The organism is Thermodesulfovibrio sp. 1176 (assembly GCF_029946585.1).
GTDB lineage: Bacteria > Nitrospirota > Thermodesulfovibrionia > Thermodesulfovibrionales > Thermodesulfovibrionaceae > Thermodesulfovibrio.
Map to the genome: position 1 here is coordinate 15,354 of NZ_JARZRZ010000002.1, position 21,865 is coordinate 37,218.

Annotated in this window: 23 protein-coding genes; 1 reads left to right on the forward strand and 22 read right to left on the reverse strand. The window is 34.5% G+C overall.

The features are described from left to right. Positions 1-4: 4 nt before the first annotated feature. The 22 genes from QI155_RS03875 to QI155_RS03980 all read right to left on the reverse strand — a co-directional run bounded on the left by QI155_RS03875 (position 5) and on the right by QI155_RS03980 (position 20,444). A complete protein-coding gene (locus QI155_RS03875) occupies positions 5-610 on the reverse strand; it encodes a nucleotidyl transferase AbiEii/AbiGii toxin family protein (RefSeq protein ID WP_281321154.1) in 606 nt (201 codons plus the stop codon). Further along, a complete protein-coding gene (locus tag QI155_RS03880; RefSeq protein WP_068861576.1) occupies positions 591-869 on the reverse strand; it encodes a hypothetical protein in 279 nt (92 codons plus the stop codon). Before QI155_RS03880 ends, QI155_RS03875 begins: the two co-directional genes overlap by 20 nt. A gap of 4 nt (positions 870-873) precedes the next feature. Further along, positions 874-1,665: a CRISPR-associated endoribonuclease Cas6 gene (gene cas6, locus QI155_RS03885; protein WP_281321155.1), complete on the reverse strand. Its 792-nt coding sequence runs from the start codon at positions 1,663-1,665 to the stop codon at positions 874-876. After that, positions 1,662-2,048: an HIRAN domain-containing protein gene (locus tag QI155_RS03890; RefSeq protein WP_068861578.1), complete on the reverse strand. Its 387-nt coding sequence runs from the start codon at positions 2,046-2,048 to the stop codon at positions 1,662-1,664. Before QI155_RS03890 ends, cas6 begins: the two co-directional genes overlap by 4 nt. A 286-nt stretch (positions 2,049-2,334) precedes the next feature. Beyond that, entirely contained in the window at positions 2,335-4,752 is a 2,418-nt protein-coding gene (locus QI155_RS03895; RefSeq protein WP_083200174.1) for an FAD-dependent oxidoreductase, read from the reverse strand. After that, on the reverse strand, positions 4,742-6,409 hold the full coding sequence (locus QI155_RS03900; protein WP_281321156.1) for a glutamate synthase-related protein: 1,668 nt from the start codon (positions 6,407-6,409) through the stop codon (positions 4,742-4,744). The genes QI155_RS03895 and QI155_RS03900 overlap by 11 nt, the downstream gene beginning before the upstream one ends. Further along, entirely contained in the window at positions 6,388-7,497 is a 1,110-nt protein-coding gene (locus tag QI155_RS03905) for a glutamate synthase (protein WP_281321157.1), read from the reverse strand. Before QI155_RS03905 ends, QI155_RS03900 begins: the two co-directional genes overlap by 22 nt. A 120-nt stretch (positions 7,498-7,617) precedes the next feature. Beyond that, positions 7,618-8,904 (reverse strand): DUF512 domain-containing protein, encoded by a 1,287-nt coding sequence (locus tag QI155_RS03910; protein WP_281321158.1) that lies wholly within the window; start codon positions 8,902-8,904, stop codon positions 7,618-7,620. Then, a complete protein-coding gene (locus QI155_RS03915) occupies positions 8,885-9,430 on the reverse strand; it encodes a CDP-alcohol phosphatidyltransferase family protein (protein WP_173894048.1) in 546 nt (181 codons plus the stop codon). The genes QI155_RS03910 and QI155_RS03915 overlap by 20 nt, the downstream gene beginning before the upstream one ends. Before the next feature lie 13 nt (positions 9,431-9,443). Next, entirely contained in the window at positions 9,444-10,490 is a 1,047-nt protein-coding gene (locus tag QI155_RS03920) for a tetratricopeptide repeat protein (protein ID WP_068860554.1), read from the reverse strand. Then, on the reverse strand, positions 10,480-11,139 hold the full coding sequence (rpe, locus tag QI155_RS03925) for a ribulose-phosphate 3-epimerase (RefSeq protein WP_068860552.1): 660 nt from the start codon (positions 11,137-11,139) through the stop codon (positions 10,480-10,482). The genes QI155_RS03920 and rpe overlap by 11 nt, the downstream gene beginning before the upstream one ends. A 2-nt stretch (positions 11,140-11,141) precedes the next feature. Further along, complete coding sequence (locus tag QI155_RS03930) at positions 11,142-11,636, reverse strand: PASTA domain-containing protein (protein ID WP_068860550.1); 495 nt, start codon at positions 11,634-11,636, stop codon at positions 11,142-11,144. Further along, positions 11,630-12,973: a 16S rRNA (cytosine(967)-C(5))-methyltransferase RsmB gene (gene rsmB, locus QI155_RS03935; protein ID WP_068860548.1), complete on the reverse strand. Its 1,344-nt coding sequence runs from the start codon at positions 12,971-12,973 to the stop codon at positions 11,630-11,632. The genes QI155_RS03930 and rsmB overlap by 7 nt, the downstream gene beginning before the upstream one ends. Continuing rightward, the gene (locus tag QI155_RS03940; RefSeq protein WP_068860546.1) at positions 12,934-13,485 is read right to left on the reverse strand and encodes a DUF116 domain-containing protein; all 552 of its coding nucleotides are present in this window, start codon (positions 13,483-13,485) and stop codon (positions 12,934-12,936) included. The genes rsmB and QI155_RS03940 overlap by 40 nt, the downstream gene beginning before the upstream one ends. Next, positions 13,460-14,395, reverse strand: coding sequence for a methionyl-tRNA formyltransferase (fmt, locus tag QI155_RS03945; protein ID WP_281321159.1), 936 nt, complete (start codon positions 14,393-14,395; stop codon positions 13,460-13,462). Before fmt ends, QI155_RS03940 begins: the two co-directional genes overlap by 26 nt. A 7-nt stretch (positions 14,396-14,402) precedes the next feature. Further along, on the reverse strand, positions 14,403-14,903 hold the full coding sequence (gene def / locus QI155_RS03950; RefSeq protein WP_068860544.1) for a peptide deformylase: 501 nt from the start codon (positions 14,901-14,903) through the stop codon (positions 14,403-14,405). A gap of 13 nt (positions 14,904-14,916) precedes the next feature. Then, positions 14,917-15,867 carry an MlaD family protein gene (locus QI155_RS03955; RefSeq protein WP_143600730.1) on the reverse strand — a complete coding sequence of 317 codons (951 nt, stop codon included), beginning with the start codon at positions 15,865-15,867 and terminating at the stop codon, positions 14,917-14,919. 394 nt (positions 15,868-16,261) lie between these two features. Continuing rightward, complete coding sequence (locus QI155_RS03960) at positions 16,262-16,525, reverse strand: hypothetical protein (protein WP_281321160.1); 264 nt, start codon at positions 16,523-16,525, stop codon at positions 16,262-16,264. After that, the gene (fliS, locus tag QI155_RS03965; protein WP_068860537.1) at positions 16,491-16,916 is read right to left on the reverse strand and encodes a flagellar export chaperone FliS; all 426 of its coding nucleotides are present in this window, start codon (positions 16,914-16,916) and stop codon (positions 16,491-16,493) included. Before fliS ends, QI155_RS03960 begins: the two co-directional genes overlap by 35 nt. Further along, the gene (gene fliD, locus QI155_RS03970) at positions 16,913-18,238 is read right to left on the reverse strand and encodes a flagellar filament capping protein FliD (protein ID WP_281321161.1); all 1,326 of its coding nucleotides are present in this window, start codon (positions 18,236-18,238) and stop codon (positions 16,913-16,915) included. Before fliD ends, fliS begins: the two co-directional genes overlap by 4 nt. Before the next feature lies 1 nt (position 18,239). Then, entirely contained in the window at positions 18,240-18,629 is a 390-nt protein-coding gene (locus QI155_RS03975; protein ID WP_281321162.1) for a flagellar protein FlaG, read from the reverse strand. Between the two features lie 309 nt (positions 18,630-18,938). Next, positions 18,939-20,444 (reverse strand): flagellin, encoded by a 1,506-nt coding sequence (locus QI155_RS03980; RefSeq protein ID WP_281321163.1) that lies wholly within the window; start codon positions 20,442-20,444, stop codon positions 18,939-18,941. Positions 20,445-21,021: 577 nt separating this feature from the next. Here QI155_RS03980 and QI155_RS03985 point away from each other — a divergent pair. Further along, positions 21,022-21,861, forward strand: coding sequence for a DUF3782 domain-containing protein (locus QI155_RS03985; RefSeq protein ID WP_281321164.1), 840 nt, complete (start codon positions 21,022-21,024; stop codon positions 21,859-21,861). Positions 21,862-21,865: the final 4 nt, after the last annotated feature.

Consider the following 21,865-nt stretch of genomic DNA (forward strand, 5'->3'; position numbering starts at 1 on the left):
CGCCTTAATTTAACTTTCCAAAATGAAACATAAAATATTTTTTTATCTTACTCCAATCGGTCTTTTTTATCATCATCAAATCAGGCTCATTATCAGCATCATCAAAAAAAACAAGTGCTTTATGAATAATGAGAGGATTGAATTTGCCATATTTTTTTGTAAAAAGTTTTATCAAATCATTTATAGATAGGTTTAATGTATTTATAATGAAATAAAGGTCTACAAAATCTTTTTTACTTCCTCTTTGAATTATAGAGAGCACTTTCATTGCCCCAATATCCTCAAGGGAGGCGACCTTTACAATTTCAAGATTATTTAGTGGTTTCAAAAGGGGATAGGGGTAGTGAAAGAATGAAACCTTTATATCTTCAATGGTGGTATAAATAGTGTTATGATTTAAATGTGAGGTCTCAAATTGGTTAAACAATTCTTTAAAGTTCCTGAAATCAAAAATCTTATTGGTAAAAAAATCAAGGTCAAGAGATTTCCTGTGTCTCAAATAATAATATACAGCAGTTCCACCCGCAAGATAAAACTCGCCTAAATTTAGAAAGTCTGAAATCTTTAGTATTACCTTTTTATGTTGAAGTTCAAGTTTTTTTAATTCCATAATAGATTTGCCAGAAATTTAAAGATTTTTTTGACAAGAGCTTTTTCGCTTTTTCACTTTTTATAAACTCTTTGATCTTTTCATCGGATACTGCATTTCTAAAAACCTCAAACTGATCGGGATCTGCAAGCTCAAGAACCCTTGAAATAACAAAAGCAGAATCAAGATGTTTTTTTACTGATTCGATTTCATAATCCCAGAAAAGAGGCTTAAGTTTGTTAAATTTGGTACGGGTAACAGTCTCTTTTTTTGTTTTCATCTCTTTATACCACCTCTACCATGCCAAATCCCTGACCTGTTCTTAATCCAATGCCAATTTGATAAAGCATTTTTAGGTCTTCGGGTTCACCTTTAAGTTTAAAACAGCCTTCAAAGCAAGTTAGCATCATATAGGGTTTGCCGGTCTTTTCTCTAAAGCCTTTTAAGGTGTGCTTAACAACTTGTTTTCTGATTTTTAGGGGCTCAAATTCTAATTCTCCTTTTACCCCTTCTCCTCTAATATCCTTTAAAATTCTACTGTGAATAGCATTAAATTGTTCATTAAAATATTCAATATCTGAGTCTATAGGAAGTATCGGGTTTTCTTTTGAGTCTTCAATAAGTATTGGTGAGTTTGTTTTAAATATTACTTCATCAGTTAGTATTCTTCTCTCATTTAGCATAAATATTCTGTTTAATTTCAAGGATATGCCGTTTCCAAAATCAAATTCTTTTATCTCAAGCAGTCCATTATAAAGGTTTACTATGAATTGATAATCAAAGGAACTTATGTAGAAATTTATATAACTGTTTTCAGGAAAGTAAAAAACTATGTCTTCAATCTCTATGCCTTCATCGATAACTATTTTTTCTTTTTTTATGGTTTTTTCTTTTGGCATAGAGATACTGAAGCAGAATGGTTTGGCTATTTTTGATCTTTTTACAGCTTCTTCAGGATAAAGACTTTTTTTATAGTTAAAATCAGATTTTCCGAGAGCCTCCTTTATGAGAGATATAAATCTGTGTCTGTAAAGAATAGGAAGTTTTGGAATTTTATAAATTATACCTAATCTCAAGATATCTCCAGTTCAATTTTAATACCTATACGTTCCCACGGGTCATCATCAATTTTAAGCCATGTAATTGTTGTAAGAAGTTTTTCTCCTCTGTCAAGCATCTGTGAAATTACAGAGTTGTCTACTCTTGGAACATATCCAAGTTTCCATTTCTTCCAGTAAATCTCTATTGCATTTTCATCATAGGGATTTGTGGGTTCCCTTTTTAAAACAAGCTTGTCATTTTCCTTAAGTTTTTGCCATACCTTTTCACCGTCATAGTAGCTAAAACCAGCTACAACTGTTTCAAGAAGGAGGACTCTTTCTTTTTCAGAAGATTTTTTAAAAAATGGAAGCGTAAATGGGAAGAATAAAAGGGATTTTATGAAACTTCGCCGTTCCATATTCCATTTTATACTTTGTTTTTTTCTATGTCAATATCTTTTACAAGAAATACCTTTAGATTACTACTTTCTTGAGAGATTTTGTCATTCTGCCCTTAGCTTTGTTCAAAACCAGTGATGGAAAAGGAGGAGCCCCTTCGGCTTCGCCTCAGGGTGACAATATGAGGGTCATTCTGAGGGAGCATAAGCGACTGAAGAATCTCCTCCTTTTTTTCCATATCCAGAGAATAATGAGACATTCCTCGAGGCATTGAACCCCTCGTCAATATGAACAAAAGTAAATTAACTAAATATTTTCAACCATTTCCCAAACACCGCAGGGGCATATTCCAACACAGAATCCACAAGCGATGCATTTGTTTTCATCAACCAAATATTCATATCTTCCATCTGACTTTTCAACTCTGATTATTGCACCCCAATAACAGGTCATCTCGCACATATGACAGTCTCTGCAAGAACCACAAGACAGACACCGCTCTGCTTCTTGTTCAAGAGATGAGACAGCACGACATCTTTCATAATAGTCAATTTTGATTTTTTCATAAGGTATTCTTGCTCTTAAATCTCTTGTAACAGGAGCATGCATCAATTCTCCATGTAAATATTGAGCAAGGATTCTTCCATGACCAACTGCATGGGTTACAAGTCCTAATCCTGTAACATCTCCGATAGCAAAAACCTTAGGATTTGATGTCTGGAAAAATTCATTTATAACAATCCATCCCTTCTCAGTATGAATCTGTGGTGGAACAAAATCTAAGTTAGGCATATCTCCAATTGCCATAATTACAAAATCAGCATCCAGAGTAGTTCCATCTTTAAAATAAATTTTCTTTTCCTCTGGAACATACTTTTCTGTGAATTTAGGCCATAGTATTTCAACACCCTTTTGCTGTGCCTGTTCGAGCTCTGATCCAAAGGCTGCTGGTTTTTGAATATCAATGGCAGTTACTTTTGATGCACCACATAAATAAGCTTCAACTGCTGCATCCATCCCAACATTTCCAGCACCAATTACAACAACCTGCTTGTCTTTAAGATTAAAAGTTTTTCCTTCGTTTATTGCTCTTAAAAATTCATAGGCTGAAATTGTGTGTTCAGAACCAGGAAATGGAATCTTCCTTGGCTTATGGGCTCCTACTGCTATTACAACAAATTCATATTCTTTACATATTTTTTCAAAAAGTTTCTTTGTCACCGGAGTATTAAGGCGAATATCTGGCACAACTTCTTTAAATCTCTCTATCTCCATGTGAAGAATTCTTTTATCAAGTCTATGTTCTGGAATACAGAGTTCTATTTTACCTCCAATTTTATCTGTTGCTTCAAATATTGTAACAGAATGACCTTTAAGTGAAAGTTGCCATGAAACAGACATTCCAGCAGGTCCTGCACCTATTACTGCAACTTTGTGCCCAGTTGTTTCTGCCTTTTTTGGAGGTGGAAGCAAAGCAGATGCTTTACCAAATTCTTTTACAGAAATTGGTTCATCAATTTTTCCACGTGTACATGCCTGCATACAGAGATTAGGACAAATCATACCACATACTGTGGCAGGAAGAGGGCTATACTCAAGCACCATTTCAAGAGCTTCTTTTACTTTGCCAAGTCTTATTAATGCTGTTCTTTTATGAGTTGGAATATGAGTAGGGCAACTATAAGCACAAGGAGGTGCATATTTTTCATTTGCCCAAATAGGTTTAAACCTACGATATTTACCAGTAACTATGTAAGGTATAACAGTTGGTTCATGGTCAATGTATTCTGCAAAAATTCCTCCCTGCCCAACTTCCTTTTCCCAGTAATTTTTCCTGAATTCTTCCATTTCTATCTTAAACCATCTTTTCCTTCTTCTCTCCTGTGGTGTATAAGGAACAAGCTTACGCCATTCATTAGGATTTTTAGTGAGTTCATGATAATGCTCCATTCTATCTATTGCTGTAAGAAAGGGATTCAAGTTTTCTGTAAGCCACTGCCAATCCTGTTCACTTAATTCAAGCAGTTTTACATCTCTTTCGGAGTAGCCATCAATTCTTCCACGAAAGTAAATAACTCCACCAACCATTCCAACACAGGGTCTGTATCCCAGCACTGTTCTTGAATTCCTTGGATTAACTCCGCAGATAACTGCAATACCGCCTGCTTTAAACTCCGCAAAAGAATCTCCCACATCACGGAAATACCATGACTGAGGGGGATCAAATCTTGGATTATGCTTAGTCATTGTATCACAACGAGCACCACCACTTCCCTGAACATAAAGAATTCCTTGTGCAGCTGCATTCCAGGCTCCGTTTGTAGCATCTCCTAAAACTGTAATCTTTGCCCCACAGTTAAGCCAGCCTACATCATCAGAAACTCCTCCCTTTACAACTATCTCTGTTCCAAACATGCCCATTGAGCCACATCTTTGTCCTACAGGTCCCTCTATTGTAATTTTTACATTTTCCCCTCTTGGATATATTCTTCCACCAATTCCATGTTGTCCATCAGCATAAATGTGAAGATTCCTTGCACCTTCACGAACAGCTTCCTGAATATACTCCTCGAGAATCCTTGAAGGAATCCTTTTTCCTTTAACATTTCCGTAAATAATAACAGATTTTTGATCAACTCTCTTTACAACCTCATCATAGGGAATGAGGGTTTCATGTAAACCAATTTTTGGTATTTCTTTTTGTATTGTTTTTTTAGCAGGCATAGCTTATCTCCAACCTTTCTGCCATTGCTTTATCATCTATACTCAATCCATCAGACATTCCAATTGGAAGCTCTGTGCTTCTTCCCATAGGTGCGAATATTTTGCGCAACTCCACATCTGCAGATTTAATTACTTCCACAAGTCTTTCAGCTACTTTATCAGGGTCAAGACGCCTGTAAAGCTTGGGGTCTTGAGTTGTTATTCCTCTTGGGCATTTTCCTGTATTACAAATATTACATCTATTATACTCATCACCAAGACAATCAGCGGTAGCTTGCATTATGTATTTTCCAACAGCCACTGCTGAAGCACCAAGCATAATAAGCGCGGCTGTATTTGCTGCAAGATTACCTTTTTTACCAATTCCACCTGCTGCAATTAAAGGAAGCTCATTCTGTTTACCCTGTTTTACAAGATCAAGATAACACTCTCTTATGTTAGATGCAATTGGATGCCCCATTTTATCAAGGGATACATTGTATGCTGCTCCTGTGCCCCCATCTTCTCCATCTATACATAAAGCTGCTGCATAGGGATTTCTTGCAAGATTATTTAAAACAGCCTTTGCTGTCTTAGTGCCTGAAATTTTAGGATAAACCGGAATTCTAAATCCAAATGCCATTGACATTGACTGAATCATTTTCATAACAGACTCTTCAATTGAGTATTTTGTTTGATGAGTTGGAGGAGATGGTAAATCAACATATTTAGGCACACCTCTGATTTCAGCAATAAGTTTTATAACCTTTGGAGCCATTAAAAGTCCTCCATCACCTGGCTTTGCTCCCTGACCGTATTTTATTTCAATTGCTGCTGGGTCTTCTGTCATATACGGTAAAGCATGAAGGATGCTGTCCCATCCAAAATATCCAGAGGCAATTTGTAAAATAAAATATTTCACATATCTTGATTTGAGCAATCTTGGCGGGAAACCTCCTTCACCAGAACACATTACAACAGGAATTCCTTCAACTTCATTTAAATAGGCAACTCCCATGGCAAGTCCTTCCCACATTGGTGGTGAAAGTGCACCAATTGACATACTCCCAATCATTATAGGAAATATTTCTCTTACAGGAGGAATAAACTTTCCAGAAGATTTATCAACAACCAATCTTCCATCTTCAACCTTCAGGGGTAACTCCTCAGGTGGAAGAATTCTTCCTATGTAAGAACGAACTCTAAATTCATGTCTTCCAGCATCCAAAGCAGGATCTGTAAGCATTGAAATTCTTGTAAATTTGAGTCTGTCAAGGGTTGATGCTCCTGGGTCATTTCTTCTTCCACCTCTTTTGTATCCCTCTCCACCACGATTTTTATAAAAAAGAAACTTATTCTGAGGATTATACTCTGGCTCTATAGCATTATTTGGACAAACAAGAGAACACATTGCACATCCTGTGCAGTAATTTTCAATATTGTCAACCTGTTCAATTACATGAATTATTCTTCTTACAGGTCTTGGTTTTGGAGTATCTCCTCCTGATTCAATAACTCTCATGTATTTTACTGCAGGCTTAATTGCACCATTAGGGCAGACTGCTGTACACTGTCCACATCTTTTGCAACGGTCTTCTCTCCAGCGAATTATATAAGGAAACTCCTTTATTGTTAATTTATGATTGAAATCAAGCCTTAACCCTGTAGCTGGTTCCATACTTTTACCTCCTTTGCACCCGGTGATACAATCACCATGTCATACTTCATTGGATATATATCTTTTGATTTATCTCTCTCGGGAATTACTTTGTCAAGTCCGCAAAGCTCTGACATTAACGCATATTTGCCTTTAACACCTCCAACAACTCCGGGTCTAAGTTTTTTAGCATCCTGAACCATAAAACATGTACCATCAGGAGTAAAACCGATTACCATATTAGGACCATCTATACAAAGTGGACGAAGAGACATCTTAACAAGAGACAATGCTTCTCTGTCAGGTCTTTGTTCAATTTCTTCCCATTTTAAAGGAGTAATTATATCTTTATAATAAGTCAATGGGAATCCTAATTGTCTTACTGAATAGTGAAGTATATGGGCAAATACCTCACTGTCTGAATTGTATCCCATATATCCCGGAAATCCTCTGCTCATGAGAAACTCTTTTATAGGCACAAAGGCAGTGTTCTCACCATTTGTCATTGTGCAGTATCCCTGAATGAAGAAGGGATGGCAGGCATAAAGATATATCTGATAATTGGTATTTTGCCTTCCCTGTGCAAAAATAATTTTTGCCTCTAAATTGTCTTTATCAAGTCCAAAAAACTCAGCAAGTTCAAGAGGATCTCCTACTTCTTTAAGGGTTATCACATCGGGATAAAAGGAAAAAACAAATATTGATTCATCCTGTTCTCCCATTCTTCTTAAATTAATTCTTATATTCATTAAGAAGTCTTCTTTTTCTCTATCTGTTTTATCTTTCCATTCATCGGGATAATCATAGACTGCTGCAAAGTAGTAATCACGTCTAAAAACTCCTTTGACAGGCTTAATTTTAGGCCTCCACTTGTGAATGAGTTTAAAACCAACCTCCTCCATATAGGCATCAAGAATTTCCCTACCTTTTCGGGAACATATACCCGACAGTATAGGATACTGTTTTAAATCCTTAAATTCCCCTCCGAGGTCTTTAAGGGTTAAGCCAAGACCAGAACCATCATGCCCTTCTTTCATTGTTTCAAGGGCAAGAATGTTTTCTATTGGCGAAAAATACTTTGATGAAGTAATCGCTGATAATCTACACATATTTTATCTCCATCGGCAAAAGGTTACCATTTACTTTTTATAATATCCATTATGTTACATTTTTGTCAATTTAATATTTATCCACAAGAAAACAATTTATAATTATTAAACTTGTTCTGGCTAACAGATTGTCTCTATGGTTTTTAACAAATCTGTTGGTTGGGTTCCAATTTTTACTGTTTTTACTTGTAGTATTTTCTCTATATCTGAAAGGGTTAGATCATCTAAAAATCTATTGTCTGTGTCTTTCATTGTAACATCTGGAATTAAAACTATATCGTTTTTTTCAATATGAGATGCGAGACCTTTTATTATATCTTCTCCAGATAAAAGACCGGTAACTGTCACGCTTTCACCAAAGAGATTATTTTTTATAGGAATTAAATTTATAGGAATATCTTTTTTTTGCATCTTTTCAATGAATTGATTTAGATAAGGAAAGAAAGATTCTCCTGTAAAAGTTACTAATCTTTTTTTTACTTTCAATTGCGGAATATTTACTTTTTTTGTCTCTTTAACAAAAAGCGGAACCATCCCAACGCCATTTTCAATCTGGAGAAAATCATCATAAATACTTGGAGAAGGAAAATTTTTCTGAGCTTTGATATAAAATTCATCGGCAAGATAAACAATTGCCATTCCGTGTTTCTTCTTAAATCTCTTTTGAAAGGCTTCAACAAGACTTATCACTTCCTCTGCTTTGCTTTTTGTAACTGGTTTTAAATTATTTTTATGATATTTTGTTAAACCCAAAGGTACAACTGCTATTGATGATACATAGGGGTAGAGTTTATATAAATCTAAAATTGTTTTTTCAAGAACATATCCGTCATTTATATCAGGGCAAAGTACAATCTGAGTGTGCATTCTAATTTTATTTTTTGCAAGCTTTTTAAGTTCCATTAAAATTGGTGGAGCTTCGAAGTTACCCAACAATAGATTTCTAACTTCAGGGTCTGTAGCATGAACAGAAATATATAAAGGAGATAAGAAAAGTTTTTTTATTCTATCGTAGTCTTCTTTTTTTAAATTTGTAAGAGTAATATAATTTCCATAAAGAAAACTTGCTCGGTAGTCTTCGTCTTTAAAATATAAAGATTTTCTTAAACCCTTTGGAAGTTGTTCTACAAAGCAGAAAAGACATTTATTCCTGCATCTTTTTATTCTAAAAGGTTCAACTTCAATTCCTAATTGTTCATCATATTTTTCAATAATCGAGGTATTTTTTTTGTTTTCTCTTAAAAATTTAACTTTTAATATATCTTCAACGGAATAATACATCAAATCGAGAACATCCTTTATCGCATGACCATTAATTGACAGTATTATGTCACCCTCTTTAAGTCCTGCCCTTTGTGCTGGACTTTGAGGTTTAATATATTCAATTCTAACTCCTCTGTGAATCATTAGATAATCTTACAATAGTATACTGAACAAATGATAATATGGATAGCAAGCTTACTCCTATGTACCATAAATTAGAGGGAAGAGACAGTTTGAAATTAACTGCTAAAATCACATATCCAAAGATAATTACCTGAGAAGCATTGTATATTTTCCCTAAAATTAGAGGTTTCATAATCTTTTTCTTTCTCAAGTAAGCTTCAAGCCATCCAAGAGCTACCAAAACATCTCTTATAAAAACAATTGAGACAAACCACCTCGGAACTAATTCCTGGATATAAAATATTGCCATAATGCTCAAAATAAGAAATTTATCTGCTAAAGGATCAAGAAATGTCCCAAACTTTGAAATTTGATTAAATTTTCTTGCTATTATTCCATCAAGACTGTCTGTTATGCCTGCAATGATAATTATTTTTAATGCCAAGGAATAATCTTTTGCATTCATTGCAAAGACAAGAAAGGGAACAAGAAAAATTCTAAGTGTTGTTAACATATTTGGAACTGTTATAATTTTATTGTTTGCCATCATAAATTATACTCTATGGAATGTTATAGGGCATTAAAAATTTTCTATTTAGTAGTCTCTCAATATATTTTTTTTCTAAGGCAAAATCAAAAATTTTTGTCTTCTCATAAGCTTTTTTGAATATTTTCTTTCCTATGCTCCTTTTTCCTTTAAGATAGTTTATCATGCCTCTTAAGAGAATACAATAAATAAGTCCTCGGGGATCATTACATTTTTTAAAATTTTTCTCTGCCTTATGAATGTAGTTAATTGCATTAGTGTAGTCTTTTTTATTTTTTTTACTTCTGTAAGTTTTTAATATCTCTAACATTGCCATGCTCCACAAGGTATAGGAAGAACTTACAATATCACCTATTTCTTCGTAGATTTTTAAAGCTTTTTTGAAATTTTTCTCTGCCCCTTTTATATCATCAAGCATTCTATAAGCATTCCCTACTCCGCAGTAAGAGTATGCAGAACCAAATTTATCATCTATTTTATTGAATATTTGATTAGCTTTTTTATAAAATTTTAATGAAATTAGAAAATCACCATTTACTCTTGAACTACCACCTAACCCACAATAGGTATAACCAATAGCGGATTTATCTTTTAATTTTCTGAAAATTGCCAAAGCCTCCTTAAAACTTTTTAAGGATTTTTTAATCCTTCCACCAAATCTCCATATTGTTCCTTCAGCCCAGAAAGTAAAAGCAATGCCTCTTTTATCCCCATGAGATTCGTAGAGTTTTCTTGCCTTTTTTATAATTTTTAGACCTTCCTTCCATTGACCTGTTGCTTTATAACATAAAGCTAAACCACTTAAACTGTCTGCCAAAGAAGTTTCTTCTTCCAATGCTTCAGCAAGCGCTATTGCTTCTTCATAAAATTGGATTGATTTTTCAAAATTACCAATTATTCTATTTAAATCGCCAAGAGCTATCAGACAGTCAAGAGTAAGTTGGAGGGCATTCTCCTTGATAGCCTTTTTATAGATTCTATTCCATAGAGCTATTGATTTTCTAAAAAATCCGTTACTTCTAAATTTTTCAGCTTTTTCAATAAGTTTTTCAGTTCTCACTTAATATTTTCCTTAATTTTTGCATAAATTTTTTATAATCTTTTTGCCCAAAAAATTCTGAGCCTATTACCAAAATATCAGCTCCTGCCCTGACAACTGTAGAGGAATTGTTAAGTTTAATCCCTCCGTCAACTTCAATTAAAACTTTTTTATTTCTATTTTCGATTAAATTCCTTGCCTTTTTAATTTTCTCCATACAGGAAGGAATAAAGGATTGCCCACCAAAACCAGGGTTAACAGACATTATAAGAAGAAGATCAATATCATTAACAATTTCTTCAATTGTATGTAAAGTTGTTGCAGGATTAAGAGATACTCCTGCTTTTGATCCCTTTTCTTTAATGTTTCCTATTGTTCTATGTAAATGAACAGAAGCTTCTACATGAACAGTCAATATATCAGCACCTGCTTTAATAAAATCATTAATGTATTTTTCTGGATTTACTATCATTAAGTGAACATCAAGGGGAACCGTTGCAACTTTTTTGATTGCTTCAACTATAAGAGGACCAACTGTTATATTAGGAACAAACAGTCCATCCATTACATCAATGTGAATCAGATCTGCTCCAGCTTCTTGAGCAAGTTTTATTTCTTCAGCAAGTCTTCCAAAATCTGCAGATAAAATTGAAGGCGCAATTAATACCACCTTTAATCCTCCCTTCTCCCTTTACTTACAAGTAATTTGATAGATTTTCCACCTTCCTGGGGTTCAGGTCTCTGAGCAATTACAATTTTTTCAGGATAAATCTCTGAATGAATATAAATAATTTGTTCTATCGGAATTCCCTTTTCATTTAATATTTTCTCAGCTTCCTCATAATTAATTCCTGTAACATCAGGAAGTATATTGAATCTTAAGCCTTTACTTACAATCACTCCAATTTCTCTGCCACTTTTTATTTTTGCTCCTGCAGGAGGATTCTGTTTTGATACTGTTCCAGTAGGTGCTTCAGAATATTCATAACCTTCTATTCGAATATAAAATCCTTTTTCCTTCAATATCTGATTAGCAACTACGATATCCTTACCTATTAAATCAGGAACTTCTGTGGTTCCTCCTAATACAATAAATGTTAAAAGTAGATACCCGCTTAAAAAACCTCCAGCAATGGCAATAATAATATACAAAAATTTTTTTAGCATCGCAAAATCCTTGCCATGAAAAAACCATCCATATCATGTATGTGTGGATAGGTTCTTATCATCCCTTTGTCAATATAAAGATCTTTAAAAAAAGAAATCTCACTATTTATAGTATAAAATTCTTCATGATTATGTAAAAACTTTTCAACTACTCTTTCACCTTCCTCTGGTTCTGTTGAACAAACACAATAAAGAAGTGTACCTCCTTTGGTCAAATACTTGGAAACATGATCAAGCATAAGAAATTGCATTTCTGAAAGTCTTGCTATTTCTGACTCACTACATCGATATCTTACATCGGGATTTCTTCTAATGACTCCAAGGGAGGAACAGGGAGCATCGAGAATAATTTTATTAAAATTATTTTTATCCCTGAATTCAAATATATCCATAAGTAAAGATTCAATTTTTATGTTAGGAAGAAACTTTTTTACTCTTTTAATGTTCTGGTTTAAAATTTTTAATCTTTCTTTATTTTTCTCAAGACAGAGTATTCTACCCTTTTCCATCAAAGCAGCAGAAAGCAGAGCTTTACCTCCTGGAGATGAACAAACATCTAAAATTGTATCATTTTCATATACTTCAAGAAAAAAACAGGCAAGTTGAGATGCTTCATCCTGAATTAGCCAAAAAAAGGGTAATTTTTGAAGAGCTTTTCTAATTTCATATCCTTTACCTTCTATCTTTAAACCTGATGGAGCATATTTTGTTGGATAAACTAAGAATCCTTTTTTATTCAAGTATTCGGCAATTTCATTTCTTTCTTTAGGTTTTACAGCTATTGTGAACGGAGGTTTATCATTGTTTGCCTTTAAAAAAGGTTCTATCTCTTCTTGAGTGAATCTTTTCAAATATCTTTTAACAAGCCATAGGGGATAAGAATATTTTATTGAAAGATATTTTTCAATATCAGTAAATTTTTCAGATAAAGGCAAAGGATACTCTCCAGATGGATATTCTCTTAAAAAATTTCTTAATATTGCATTCACAAGGGAAGGAAAACCCCTTAATGATTTTTCCACTTTAACAGATTCATTCGTTACCGCATAAGATGGGAGTTTCATAAAAATTAATTGATATATTGCACATCTTAGATTATTGATTGTTTTTGGAAGCAATCTTTTTTTATTTCTATAAAATTTAGCAAGAATCCAGTCAATAAAATAAAGGTTTCGCAAAACACCATGTACAATTTCTTTTAAAAATGCTCTATCATTTTCATTAAACTTGTTGAGAAGATTTTCAGTTAAAAGAATTTTTAAAGGTTTTCTTTTTTCAAAAAGATAAGTAAGAATTTCTACAGCTTCTTTTCTTGGATTTTGCTGTTCATAAACCATTTGAGAGCATCCTCAACTTTTTTTAAATTTACTGTAGTATCTATACAAGGACCAAAGGGTCTTTCGTTCAAAATTCCAATGACTGGTATTGGGTAAGTATCTACAATTCCACTTGAAAGGTCTCTTTCACAGGCAACTGCAATAATCGCATCGGGACGGAGTTCTTTAACAACCTTTCTTGCAATAGTTCCTCCAGTAGCAATTGATATGGCTACATCGTATTGCTCAGCAAGTTCGATAAGATCTTTTATTTTACATTGCCCACATCTTTTACATTTGAAAACATCAAAGGTAAGTCTTACATCACATTTTGAATTTTGAAGACAGTGAGGAAGAAGAAGTAAAATTTTATTAATTTTATAATTTAACTGCTTTACAAGAAAATTATTAACATTGACTATATGAGACTGAAAAATCACTTTTTTACTCTTTAAAAAAGCTCCAATCAACATTAACAAAGGATAGTAAATTTTAAGAACAAAACCCCTAAGAAAAATAATCCACACCCTCATTTATTTTTCTTCCACAAATAAATTCCTTTGCTGTCATTATTTTTTTTCCTTCAGGTTGTATAAGTAAAATTTTAATTGTACCTAAGCCTGTTCCTATTATCAACTCATCTTTTGCTTTAATAATTAAACCAGGGGGAGCTTTCTCTTCTAATGGTTGAGCTTTAATTATTTTTAATCTTTCCTTTTTAAAATAGCAGTATGCACAGGGCCAAGGATAGGTGCCACGGATAAGATTAAAAATTTCAATTGCTGATTTTTGCCAGTCTATTTTCCCATCTTCTTTTTTTAAAAGAGGAGCATAGCTAATCTGTCCTGTCTGCGGAGTTGGAGTAATAAGCCCCCTTCTCATTTTATCAATAGTCTCGATTACTAAATCTGCTCCAATTACTGCAAGTTTTTCTGAAAGACTCTGAGCATTGTCATCATCATCTATAGGGACTTCTTTTTGTAAAAGTATAGGTCCTGTATCCAAACCTTCATCAATAAGCATGGTTGTAACTCCTGTAATTTTTTCCCCTTTTATTAATGCCCACTGAATGGGGGCTGCACCTCTGTATTTTGGCAAAAGGGAAGCATGAAGATTAATGCACCCAAGTGCTGGTATTTCTAAGACCTCTCTTGGAAGTATTTTACCATAGGCTACAACAATTGCAATCTCAGGATTAAGCTTTTTCAGTGTTTCTATAAACTTTTCATCCTTTATTTTTTCAGGTTGTAAAACTTTTAATCCCTGCTTAATAGCTATTTCTTTTACAGGTGGTGGCTGAACATTTTTTCCCCTTCCCTTTGGTTTGTCTGGTTGGGTTATTACGAGTAAAATATTTTCATTATTTGCTATTAAATATTTTAAAGTAGGAACTGCAAAATCTGGTGTACCAAAAAATACAATTCCTTTTTTTATATCAGGCATGAGGATTTTATTTTCTTATTTTCTTATATTTTCTTCTGAAAAGTTCTCTTTTAAGGGGGCTTATTCGGTCAATAAGTAGAATTCCATCGAGGTGATCTATTTCATGTTGAAGGGCTCTTGCTAAAAGACCTTCTGCCTCAATTTCTATTTCTTTACCATTTTTATCTAATCCCTTTACAAAAACTTTTTGTTTTCTCTGTAATCTTGTAATAAAGCCCGGAATGCTAAGACAACCTTCTTCTGAAATGATTTCACCATCGGAGTTCACTATTTCAGGATTTACTAAAACAATAAGTGATTGATTTTCTTCTCTTGGTGATGTATCAACTACAATTATTCTCTTTGATACTCCAACCTGTGGTGCAGATAAACCAACTCCATTTGCCTTATACATTGTTTCAATCATATCATCAATCAATTTCTGGATATTTCCATTAATTTCATCCACAAAGGAAGCTTTTACCTTGAGAATGTCATCGGGGTATTTTTTGATTTCTAAAATTGCCATAAAAAATTATAACCTAAAAAACACTAAATTTGAAAAATTTTTTAGGATTTTTTTTAATTTCTTCAATCAGTTCCTTGATTTCTCTTACACTTTGTTTTAAATCTTCTGCTGTTTGTTTGTCTCTTAAAAGAAGAGAGAGAGTCCCTTGAGATTTCTCTATTTCATTGAGGAGGTTATCAAGTCTTTGTGATATATTAACCAAACTATTATATAACTCCGGTTCATTGATTAATTTACCAAGACTACCATGTGAGGAAGAGATTTTGTTGGAAAATTCTTCTAAGTTTTTTACTGTATTTGTAATGCTTGAGTAAAGTTCTTTATCTCGAGAAAGCTTTCCTAAACTTCCTTGTTTAATTTCTTCAGTTAATTTTTTTAATTCCGTAGCTACAGCATTTAAGTTATTGTAAAGAGATGGGTCTTTTATTAACTTTGGAAGAGTTCCTTCTGATTGTTCGAATTTTTGTATAAGGGAATCAATTTTCCCAATTAGTCCGTCTATTTTATTCATTGCGGTAACAGCTGTCGCGATAATATCTCTGATTTCTGTCTGTGGATAACCGTATATAACTTGACTTGGTTCAAAGGATTGTTTGGACTGTCCTGGTGAAAGCTCTAAATATTTATCTCCTAAAAGACCCAAAGTTTGAACAGTTGCGGTTGCATCGGATTTTAGGAAGTTTAGGATTTCCCTGTCAACTGATATTTTAACTATTGTGCCATGTTGTTGACTTAGTTTTATTTCTTTTACTTCTCCCACATCAACTCCAGCAATTCTTACTGGTGCTCCTGGTCTTAATCCCTTAACATCAACTATACTTACATTTAAAAGAATACGAGTAGTAAAGATAGATTGAATTCCCCCAGAAAATACGATAACAAAGAAAATTATCAAAAGGGTTAATGTGATGACAATTCCTACTTTCAAAGAAGCCCATTTAATTTGTTTCTTTCTATCAAACATTTTGTTTATTTTAATCGAGAATGAATAAAAAATGGTAGCCGACATTCCGAAAGGTTTAATATCCCGAGATATTATTCTCTTTTCTGTCACCTTCCTCTGTCACTCCTTCACTTTACTCCGTGAAGAGTCTCTTCCAGTATAATCTAATAATGAGAGAGAAATGGAAGGACAGACTAAGCGAATTGTCATTCTGAGGCACGAAGTGCCGAAGAATCCCCTCCTTTTCAATCGGAATGAGACCCTTCGGCTTCGCCTCAGGGTGACAATGTGATGGTCATTCTGTGGAGCTCAATGTTCCAAAGAATCTCTCGTTATTCTCCGGATATGGGAAAAAGGATGAGATTCTTCACTCCGCTACTGCTTCGTTCAGAATGACAAAAAAGGTAGAAAAATCTTACAAATACTTCTTGCTTGCCTGAATGATTTTCATCTGAGAGACTAAATCATCCTTTTTTTCTTCAGCAAGGTTTTTTATGTAATTGATTAAATTTCCAATTGCGTATAATTCCTCAATAGGCAAAGTTGCAAGCTCATCCATTTCTATTCCGCTTAAAATTGCCAAAGCCTCATCAAATTTGTTTTCCTTTAAAGCTAACTCTGCCTGTATAAGGATGCTTCTAATCTTAGATTGCTCCTGCAAAGGTTCTTTTTTGTTCATTTGGGGGTTCCTTTAATTGCTTTTTTACATCTTCCCAGGCTGATTTTAAATTGTTAAGTATATCAATACATTTTGAAATTGTCTCAACATCATTAAATAAATTAGCCCTTACAAGCTCACCTGCTAAGGTTGTGTAAATTAAACTCAGATTTTCAGCAATCTGCCCACCCCTTTGTCTGTCAAGGATATCATTAAGATAATACATTATATCTGTTGCTCTGCTAAGCTCTGTAGCTTTCTTCTTTACAAGTTCTGGGTCATCAAGTCCCTTAATTATAGACTCCTTTGCAATGTGAAGGGATACTATTGCTTTATCATAAAGCATTGTTATAAGTTCTAAAGCATCTGCTCCCATTACTTTACTCTGTAAATAGGCATCTACATAGGTCATTTTTTCCCTCCCCTTGTCATTTCTGATAGTGTTACAATAAAGTCCTGAATTCTTGAATTTATTTGATTCATCTGAGAAACAAAGGCTTCTAATGCTGCGTATTCTTTGCGAAGCCTTTCTTCATATTGAACAAGTGCGGTCTTTAAGTTTGATATTCTCCCCTCTATCTCATTAATCTGGGATTCTCCTGTACTTTTGTAGGAATTTACTGTTGATACATAAACATTAAGTTGTCTGCTGAATGAATCTTTTATATTTGTCAAAAGCTCTCTTAAACTATCAGGAGAAGATGCCTTCAATTCTGAAAGCCTGCTTGTATTTATGGAAATTGTTCCATTTGTATCTGAATAATTGATTAATCCAGCTCTAATGAGTGGGTCAATAAGATTGGAAAATCCTGTTTTAATTGTTGTTATGGTGCTATCACCCTGAAACTGGGCACCTTTGCCAGTCATCTGATTTACAATATTAATTACTCCATTGTACTGACTTGCAAATTCATTGAGAGTGCTGTCAATTTTTGAAAAATCATCACTTACTGTAACTGTTGCTTTACCTTCAGACTGCACTGTAATATCCAATCCTGTCAGTATTCCTTTAAAGGTGTTTGAAGGGGATGTAACTGGATTTGTAGAATTTCCTATTGTCAAAGAAGCATTCTGAGCATCCTGTAAGGTTTCAAGGCTTCCAAGTTCAGCTGGCAGAGCCTCTGCTTCAATAACAAAGGAAGAACCTGTTCTATCTGTTTCTTTTGTTGATGCACCCGCATCTGCCTCTGAAAGAAGAAGTCTGTAATCAGTTCCTGTGTAGTAAACTGATGCTTTAACAAAATTCTGGGAAGAATTAATATTTTTTACAAGGTCTTGTAGGGTTTGTCCTACTGAGTAATTTATATTATAGGTTACATTTTCTGTCGGAGATTTCCAGTATTTCAATGTGAAAGTGCCTGATGATGAAAAGGTGCTTGTAAGGGAGCTTAATCCTAATGTGCTTGCTCTCATTTCCGTTTGGGCAAGTTTATTTACAGTAAGATTCATTGTAATATTTGGTGTATCAGCTGAAGCAGTAGCTGTAAGCACCGATGTATTTGATGATGTAGCCTTCTTTGTTTTAAAAATACTGTCAATATTAAGATTACTTAAAAAACTCTGGATGCTGTTTAAAGCTCCAGAAAGATTAGAAAGACTTGATACTTTTGCCTGAGTAAGTGCCTTTTTCTGGGTAAGCTGTGTAATGGGCTGTTGTTTTATCTGAAGTAGTTTGTCAATAATTGTGCCTGTATCAAGAGTTCCTGTTAGCCCAGAAATATATAGGTCTGCCATTTTATGCCTCCTTAGAGTAAAAGACGCCTCTTAATTCTTCCATTCTTCTTAATATATCCACAATCCAGTCAGGTGGAATCTGACGGATTATTTCTTCTGTTCTCATATCAATAATTTTTGAAATAGGGATTTGAAGCTGTTCATCAATGTCAATCTGTAAATATTTTTCAAGCATGCTAAATTTATGTCTTATTTCCTCCATCATCCTATTAAGTTCTTCCTGAGACATTGTAACTCTATGAGTGTTCTGTTGCTGTTTTTCTGAATCAGTTTGAATGTTGATTTGATCTGTATTTGTCTGGATGGGTTGGGAGTTTTTCTGGTCAATAGTTTCCAATTTTCTATATGGGTTTATTATCATTATTTCCTTATCTATTCCATCCAGCCTCATCTTTCACTCCTTTAATTCCTTTTTTGAAAAGTTCCTTCGACTTACATCTCAGGACAACAATAAAGCTGTCATTCTGACACCTCTTTTCTGTCATTCTGAGCCTGAGCGAAGAATCTCCTCCTTTTACTATAATCAGAATGAGTTCCTTCGGTTTACGCCTCAGAACGACGCCTCGGGACATTTAGTCCCTCGGAATGACAGTAAAGGTGTCATTCTGAGCCTGAGCGAATGCGAAGGCGAAGAATCTCATCCTCCTTAATCCCTCCTTTAAATCGGAAGGAGGGTTTCCCCTCCTTCCATCATCACTTATTACCTCAATAACTGTAGCACAAGCTGAGGTAAGGCATTTGCCTGTGCAAGCATTGCCATACCTGCCTGCATTCTTATCTGCATTGTGGTAAAGGTACTCATTTCTTCTGCAAAGTCTGTGTTACGAATAACATTTTCTGCTTCCTTTGTGTTGTCAAAGGATGCCTTCTGTCCATCCCATATAGCCTGTAGATTATTGATTACTGAACCAATTTGAGTTCTGATTGTGTCAACTCTTTGCAAGGCTGTTTTAACTATATCAAGGGCTAACTCAGCATTTTCATTATTTGTTACATCAAGGGAATAAAGATTTTTCATTGTAGAAATTCCAGTTGCACTTATGCCGAGTCCTTCTGATGTATCTGATATACCTGAAAAGTCGTAGTTATAGTTGTTAGTTCCCATAATTACCAATTTTCCAACCTGAATTGCAGATCCTGTTGAACTATTGGCTACTGTAGCAGATACATTTAAAAATTGTCCCAAATTAATTGGTTGACCTGTATCATTTCCTACTTCTACTCCAATTGTTTCACCTTGTGTTACAAGAACAAGTTTATTATTTTCTGCCCTTGCACTTATATTTACCCCCTTTTCAGAAGCTTTAGAATTTATTGCTGTAACAAGATCAGAAAGAGAAAGAGTAGAGTTTGCTCCAATATTAATTTCTATAGCTGAGGTAGCACTTGTACCTACAAAAAATTTTATTGTAGCACTTCCGCTTGTTCCTGATTGAATATCAGTCCATACAGCAGAAGCGGTACTCATATTTGTAGCTCTTGCTGAAATTCCAGCATTTTGAAGGGCTTTAGAGTTATTGATATTATCAGCTATTGTCTTTGCATCAACGACTGTTAATCCCGTGGAAACATCAATACCATTTACTATAGCTTTATCATTAGCTGAGTCAAAGCCAAAATTTCCAGTATCACTCGTAAGCGTAGCATAACCATTTGTAGAGCTTTGAGCAACAAACTTACCAACAACCATATATGCACCAAGGTCATTGGCTTTAACTGAGTTTATTCCAACTGTAATTGTCTGATCTGCCCTTGCTCCATAGTGGATGACTTTATCAGAGAAGGTTCCATCAAGAAGTTTAATACCGTTGTACTCTGTGTCTGTGCCAAGTTTCTGTATGGCGTCAACGAGGTTTGAAATATCTCTCTGGAGGGCTGCACGGGCATTTGGGTCATTGATGTCATTTGCTGCAGACTGTGCCTTTGTGTAGATTGTTTTTAATTTGTCAAAAATTTGTCCAACATTAGTTTCAGCAATCTGAAGGGCACTTATACCTGTCTGAATGTTACGATTACCTTGCTGTAAAGCTGCTGCAACAACACTTAGCTGGTCCGCAATAAAGAGTCCTGCTGCATCATCTGCTGCAGAAAGGATTCTGTTGCCTGTTGAAATTCTTAAGAGAGACTTGTTCATTGCCCTTTCATTTTGTAAAAGGGCTGTGTGTGTTACTGCTGCTTCTGCGTTAAAATTAATTCTTAATGCCATGGTTTAAACCTCCATGTTTTTTTATTTTTTGGATGCCTCCTGCATCCAGACAGCTTAGGATGAATTTACTCCTTCACCTCCTTTCCATCCTGCTGTCTTAAATTTATATATCGGTGGATTTTTAAAAAAGTTTAGTGGAAGGGGGATTCTTCGCTATCGCTCAGAATGACGGGAAAGAAAATAATAGAGGGGGAGACCCTTCGCTTGCGCTCAGGGTGACAAAAGGGAAAGTCAGGGTGACTCTCCCCCCTTTTTCCGTCACCCTGAGGGCGTAAGCCCGAAGGGTCTTATGAGGTTCTTCGAGGCTAACACCCCTCAGAACGACATTTAGAGGTGTCATCATGAACGGAGTGAATAATCTCAAAGAGGTCCTTCGCTATTGCTCAGGACGACAAAGGGATTTTACAGGACAACAAAAAAAGTCCAAGAAGACATAGGGGAAAAGCAAGGGCGACAAAATAAGGACATCAAGCCCATCGGAATTACAATGTAGGAGTAGATTCTCTATTTTTCTATCGGCAATTTTAATTAGCCATTGAAATTTGACAATTTTTCCTCTCATAGGCAAATATAAAATATGCAGAAAAAGAATGGAAAACCTTATACAAAGGAAGAAGTAAGACAAATCATAATCACAGAGCTTCCAAAACTCATTAAGAGAGATATTAAACTCAGGGAGTTCATATCTCGTCTGTTTGAGGAAAAATTTGCTGACAAGAAAAAAACAGAAGATAGATTTGAGCAATTACTAAAAGAAATACAACAACAGAGACTGGAAAGCGAAAAAAAATGGGAAGAAAATAATAAAAGATGGGAGGAAAACAATAGAAGATGGGAGGAAAATAATAAAAGATGGGAGGAAAACAATATAAGATGGGAGGAAAACAATAAAAGATGGGAAGAACAGAAGAAACTTTGGGATGAACAAAATAAAAAGTGGTGGGAAAATCAAAAGAAAATTGGTGCAATCCTTGAAGAAATTAAACTTCTTCATAGAAAACATGACACATCAATTGGAGCTCTTGGTGCAAGATGGGGATTCAGGGCTGAATCATCTTTCAGAGATGCCATAAAAGGAATTCTTGAAGAGAGTTTCCCTGTACAGGTGCAGAGATACAAAGCAAAAGATGAAGAGGGTATTGTTTTTGGAAAACCTGACCAAATAGAGCTTGATTTAATAATAAAAAACGGAGAAGTTATAGTAGCTGAAATAAAATCATCGATAAGTAAAGGTGATGTAGCAACCTTTTTAAGGAAAATAGATTTTTATGAACAAAAAGAAGGCATCTCAGTTAAAAGAAAAATAATGATATCTCCTATGTTTGACTATGGAGCAAGGGAGTTTGCTTTATCATCTGGCATAGAAGCTTATGGTTATCCAGAAGAAGTTGATTTCAAAGATTTACAAAAAGATTAATAAA

Excerpts from the sequence above, each read along its gene's own strand:
- fmt (WP_281321159.1), bottom strand. The coding sequence starts at position 14,395 with ATGCCTGATATAAAAAAAGGAATTGTATTTTTTGGTACACCAGATTTT.
- QI155_RS03960 (WP_281321160.1), bottom strand. The coding sequence starts at position 16,525 with ATGAACAAAAAAGAACCTTTGCAGGAGCAATCTAAGATTAGAAGCATC.
- QI155_RS03875 (WP_281321154.1), bottom strand. The coding sequence starts at position 610 with ATGGAATTAAAAAAACTTGAACTTCAACATAAAAAGGTAATACTAAAG.
- fliD (WP_281321161.1), bottom strand. The coding sequence starts at position 18,238 with ATGGCAGACCTATATATTTCTGGGCTAACAGGAACTCTTGATACAGGC.
- QI155_RS03915 (WP_173894048.1), bottom strand. The coding sequence starts at position 9,430 with ATGGCAAACAATAAAATTATAACAGTTCCAAATATGTTAACAACACTT.
- def (WP_068860544.1), bottom strand. The coding sequence starts at position 14,903 with ATGGCAATTTTAGAAATCAAAAAATACCCCGATGACATTCTCAAGGTA.
- QI155_RS03955 (WP_143600730.1), bottom strand. The coding sequence starts at position 15,867 with ATGTTTGATAGAAAGAAACAAATTAAATGGGCTTCTTTGAAAGTAGGA.
- QI155_RS03880 (WP_068861576.1), bottom strand. The coding sequence starts at position 869 with ATGAAAACAAAAAAAGAGACTGTTACCCGTACCAAATTTAACAAACTT.
- QI155_RS03895 (WP_083200174.1), bottom strand. The coding sequence starts at position 4,752 with ATGCCTGCTAAAAAAACAATACAAAAAGAAATACCAAAAATTGGTTTA.
- QI155_RS03910 (WP_281321158.1), bottom strand. The coding sequence starts at position 8,904 with ATGATTCACAGAGGAGTTAGAATTGAATATATTAAACCTCAAAGTCCA.
- QI155_RS03930 (WP_068860550.1), bottom strand. The coding sequence starts at position 11,636 with ATGCTAAAAAAATTTTTGTATATTATTATTGCCATTGCTGGAGGTTTT.
- rsmB (WP_068860548.1), bottom strand. The coding sequence starts at position 12,973 with ATGGTTTATGAACAGCAAAATCCAAGAAAAGAAGCTGTAGAAATTCTT.
- QI155_RS03900 (WP_281321156.1), bottom strand. The coding sequence starts at position 6,409 with ATGGAACCAGCTACAGGGTTAAGGCTTGATTTCAATCATAAATTAACA.
- QI155_RS03890 (WP_068861578.1), bottom strand. The coding sequence starts at position 2,048 with ATGGAACGGCGAAGTTTCATAAAATCCCTTTTATTCTTCCCATTTACG.
- fliS (WP_068860537.1), bottom strand. The coding sequence starts at position 16,916 with ATGACCTATGTAGATGCCTATTTACAGAGTAAAGTAATGGGAGCAGAT.
- QI155_RS03975 (WP_281321162.1), bottom strand. The coding sequence starts at position 18,629 with ATGAGGCTGGATGGAATAGATAAGGAAATAATGATAATAAACCCATAT.
- QI155_RS03985 (WP_281321164.1), top strand. The coding sequence starts at position 21,022 with ATGCAGAAAAAGAATGGAAAACCTTATACAAAGGAAGAAGTAAGACAA.
- QI155_RS03940 (WP_068860546.1), bottom strand. The coding sequence starts at position 13,485 with ATGAGGGTGTGGATTATTTTTCTTAGGGGTTTTGTTCTTAAAATTTAC.
- QI155_RS03905 (WP_281321157.1), bottom strand. The coding sequence starts at position 7,497 with ATGTGTAGATTATCAGCGATTACTTCATCAAAGTATTTTTCGCCAATA.
- QI155_RS03980 (WP_281321163.1), bottom strand. The coding sequence starts at position 20,444 with ATGGCATTAAGAATTAATTTTAACGCAGAAGCAGCAGTAACACACACA.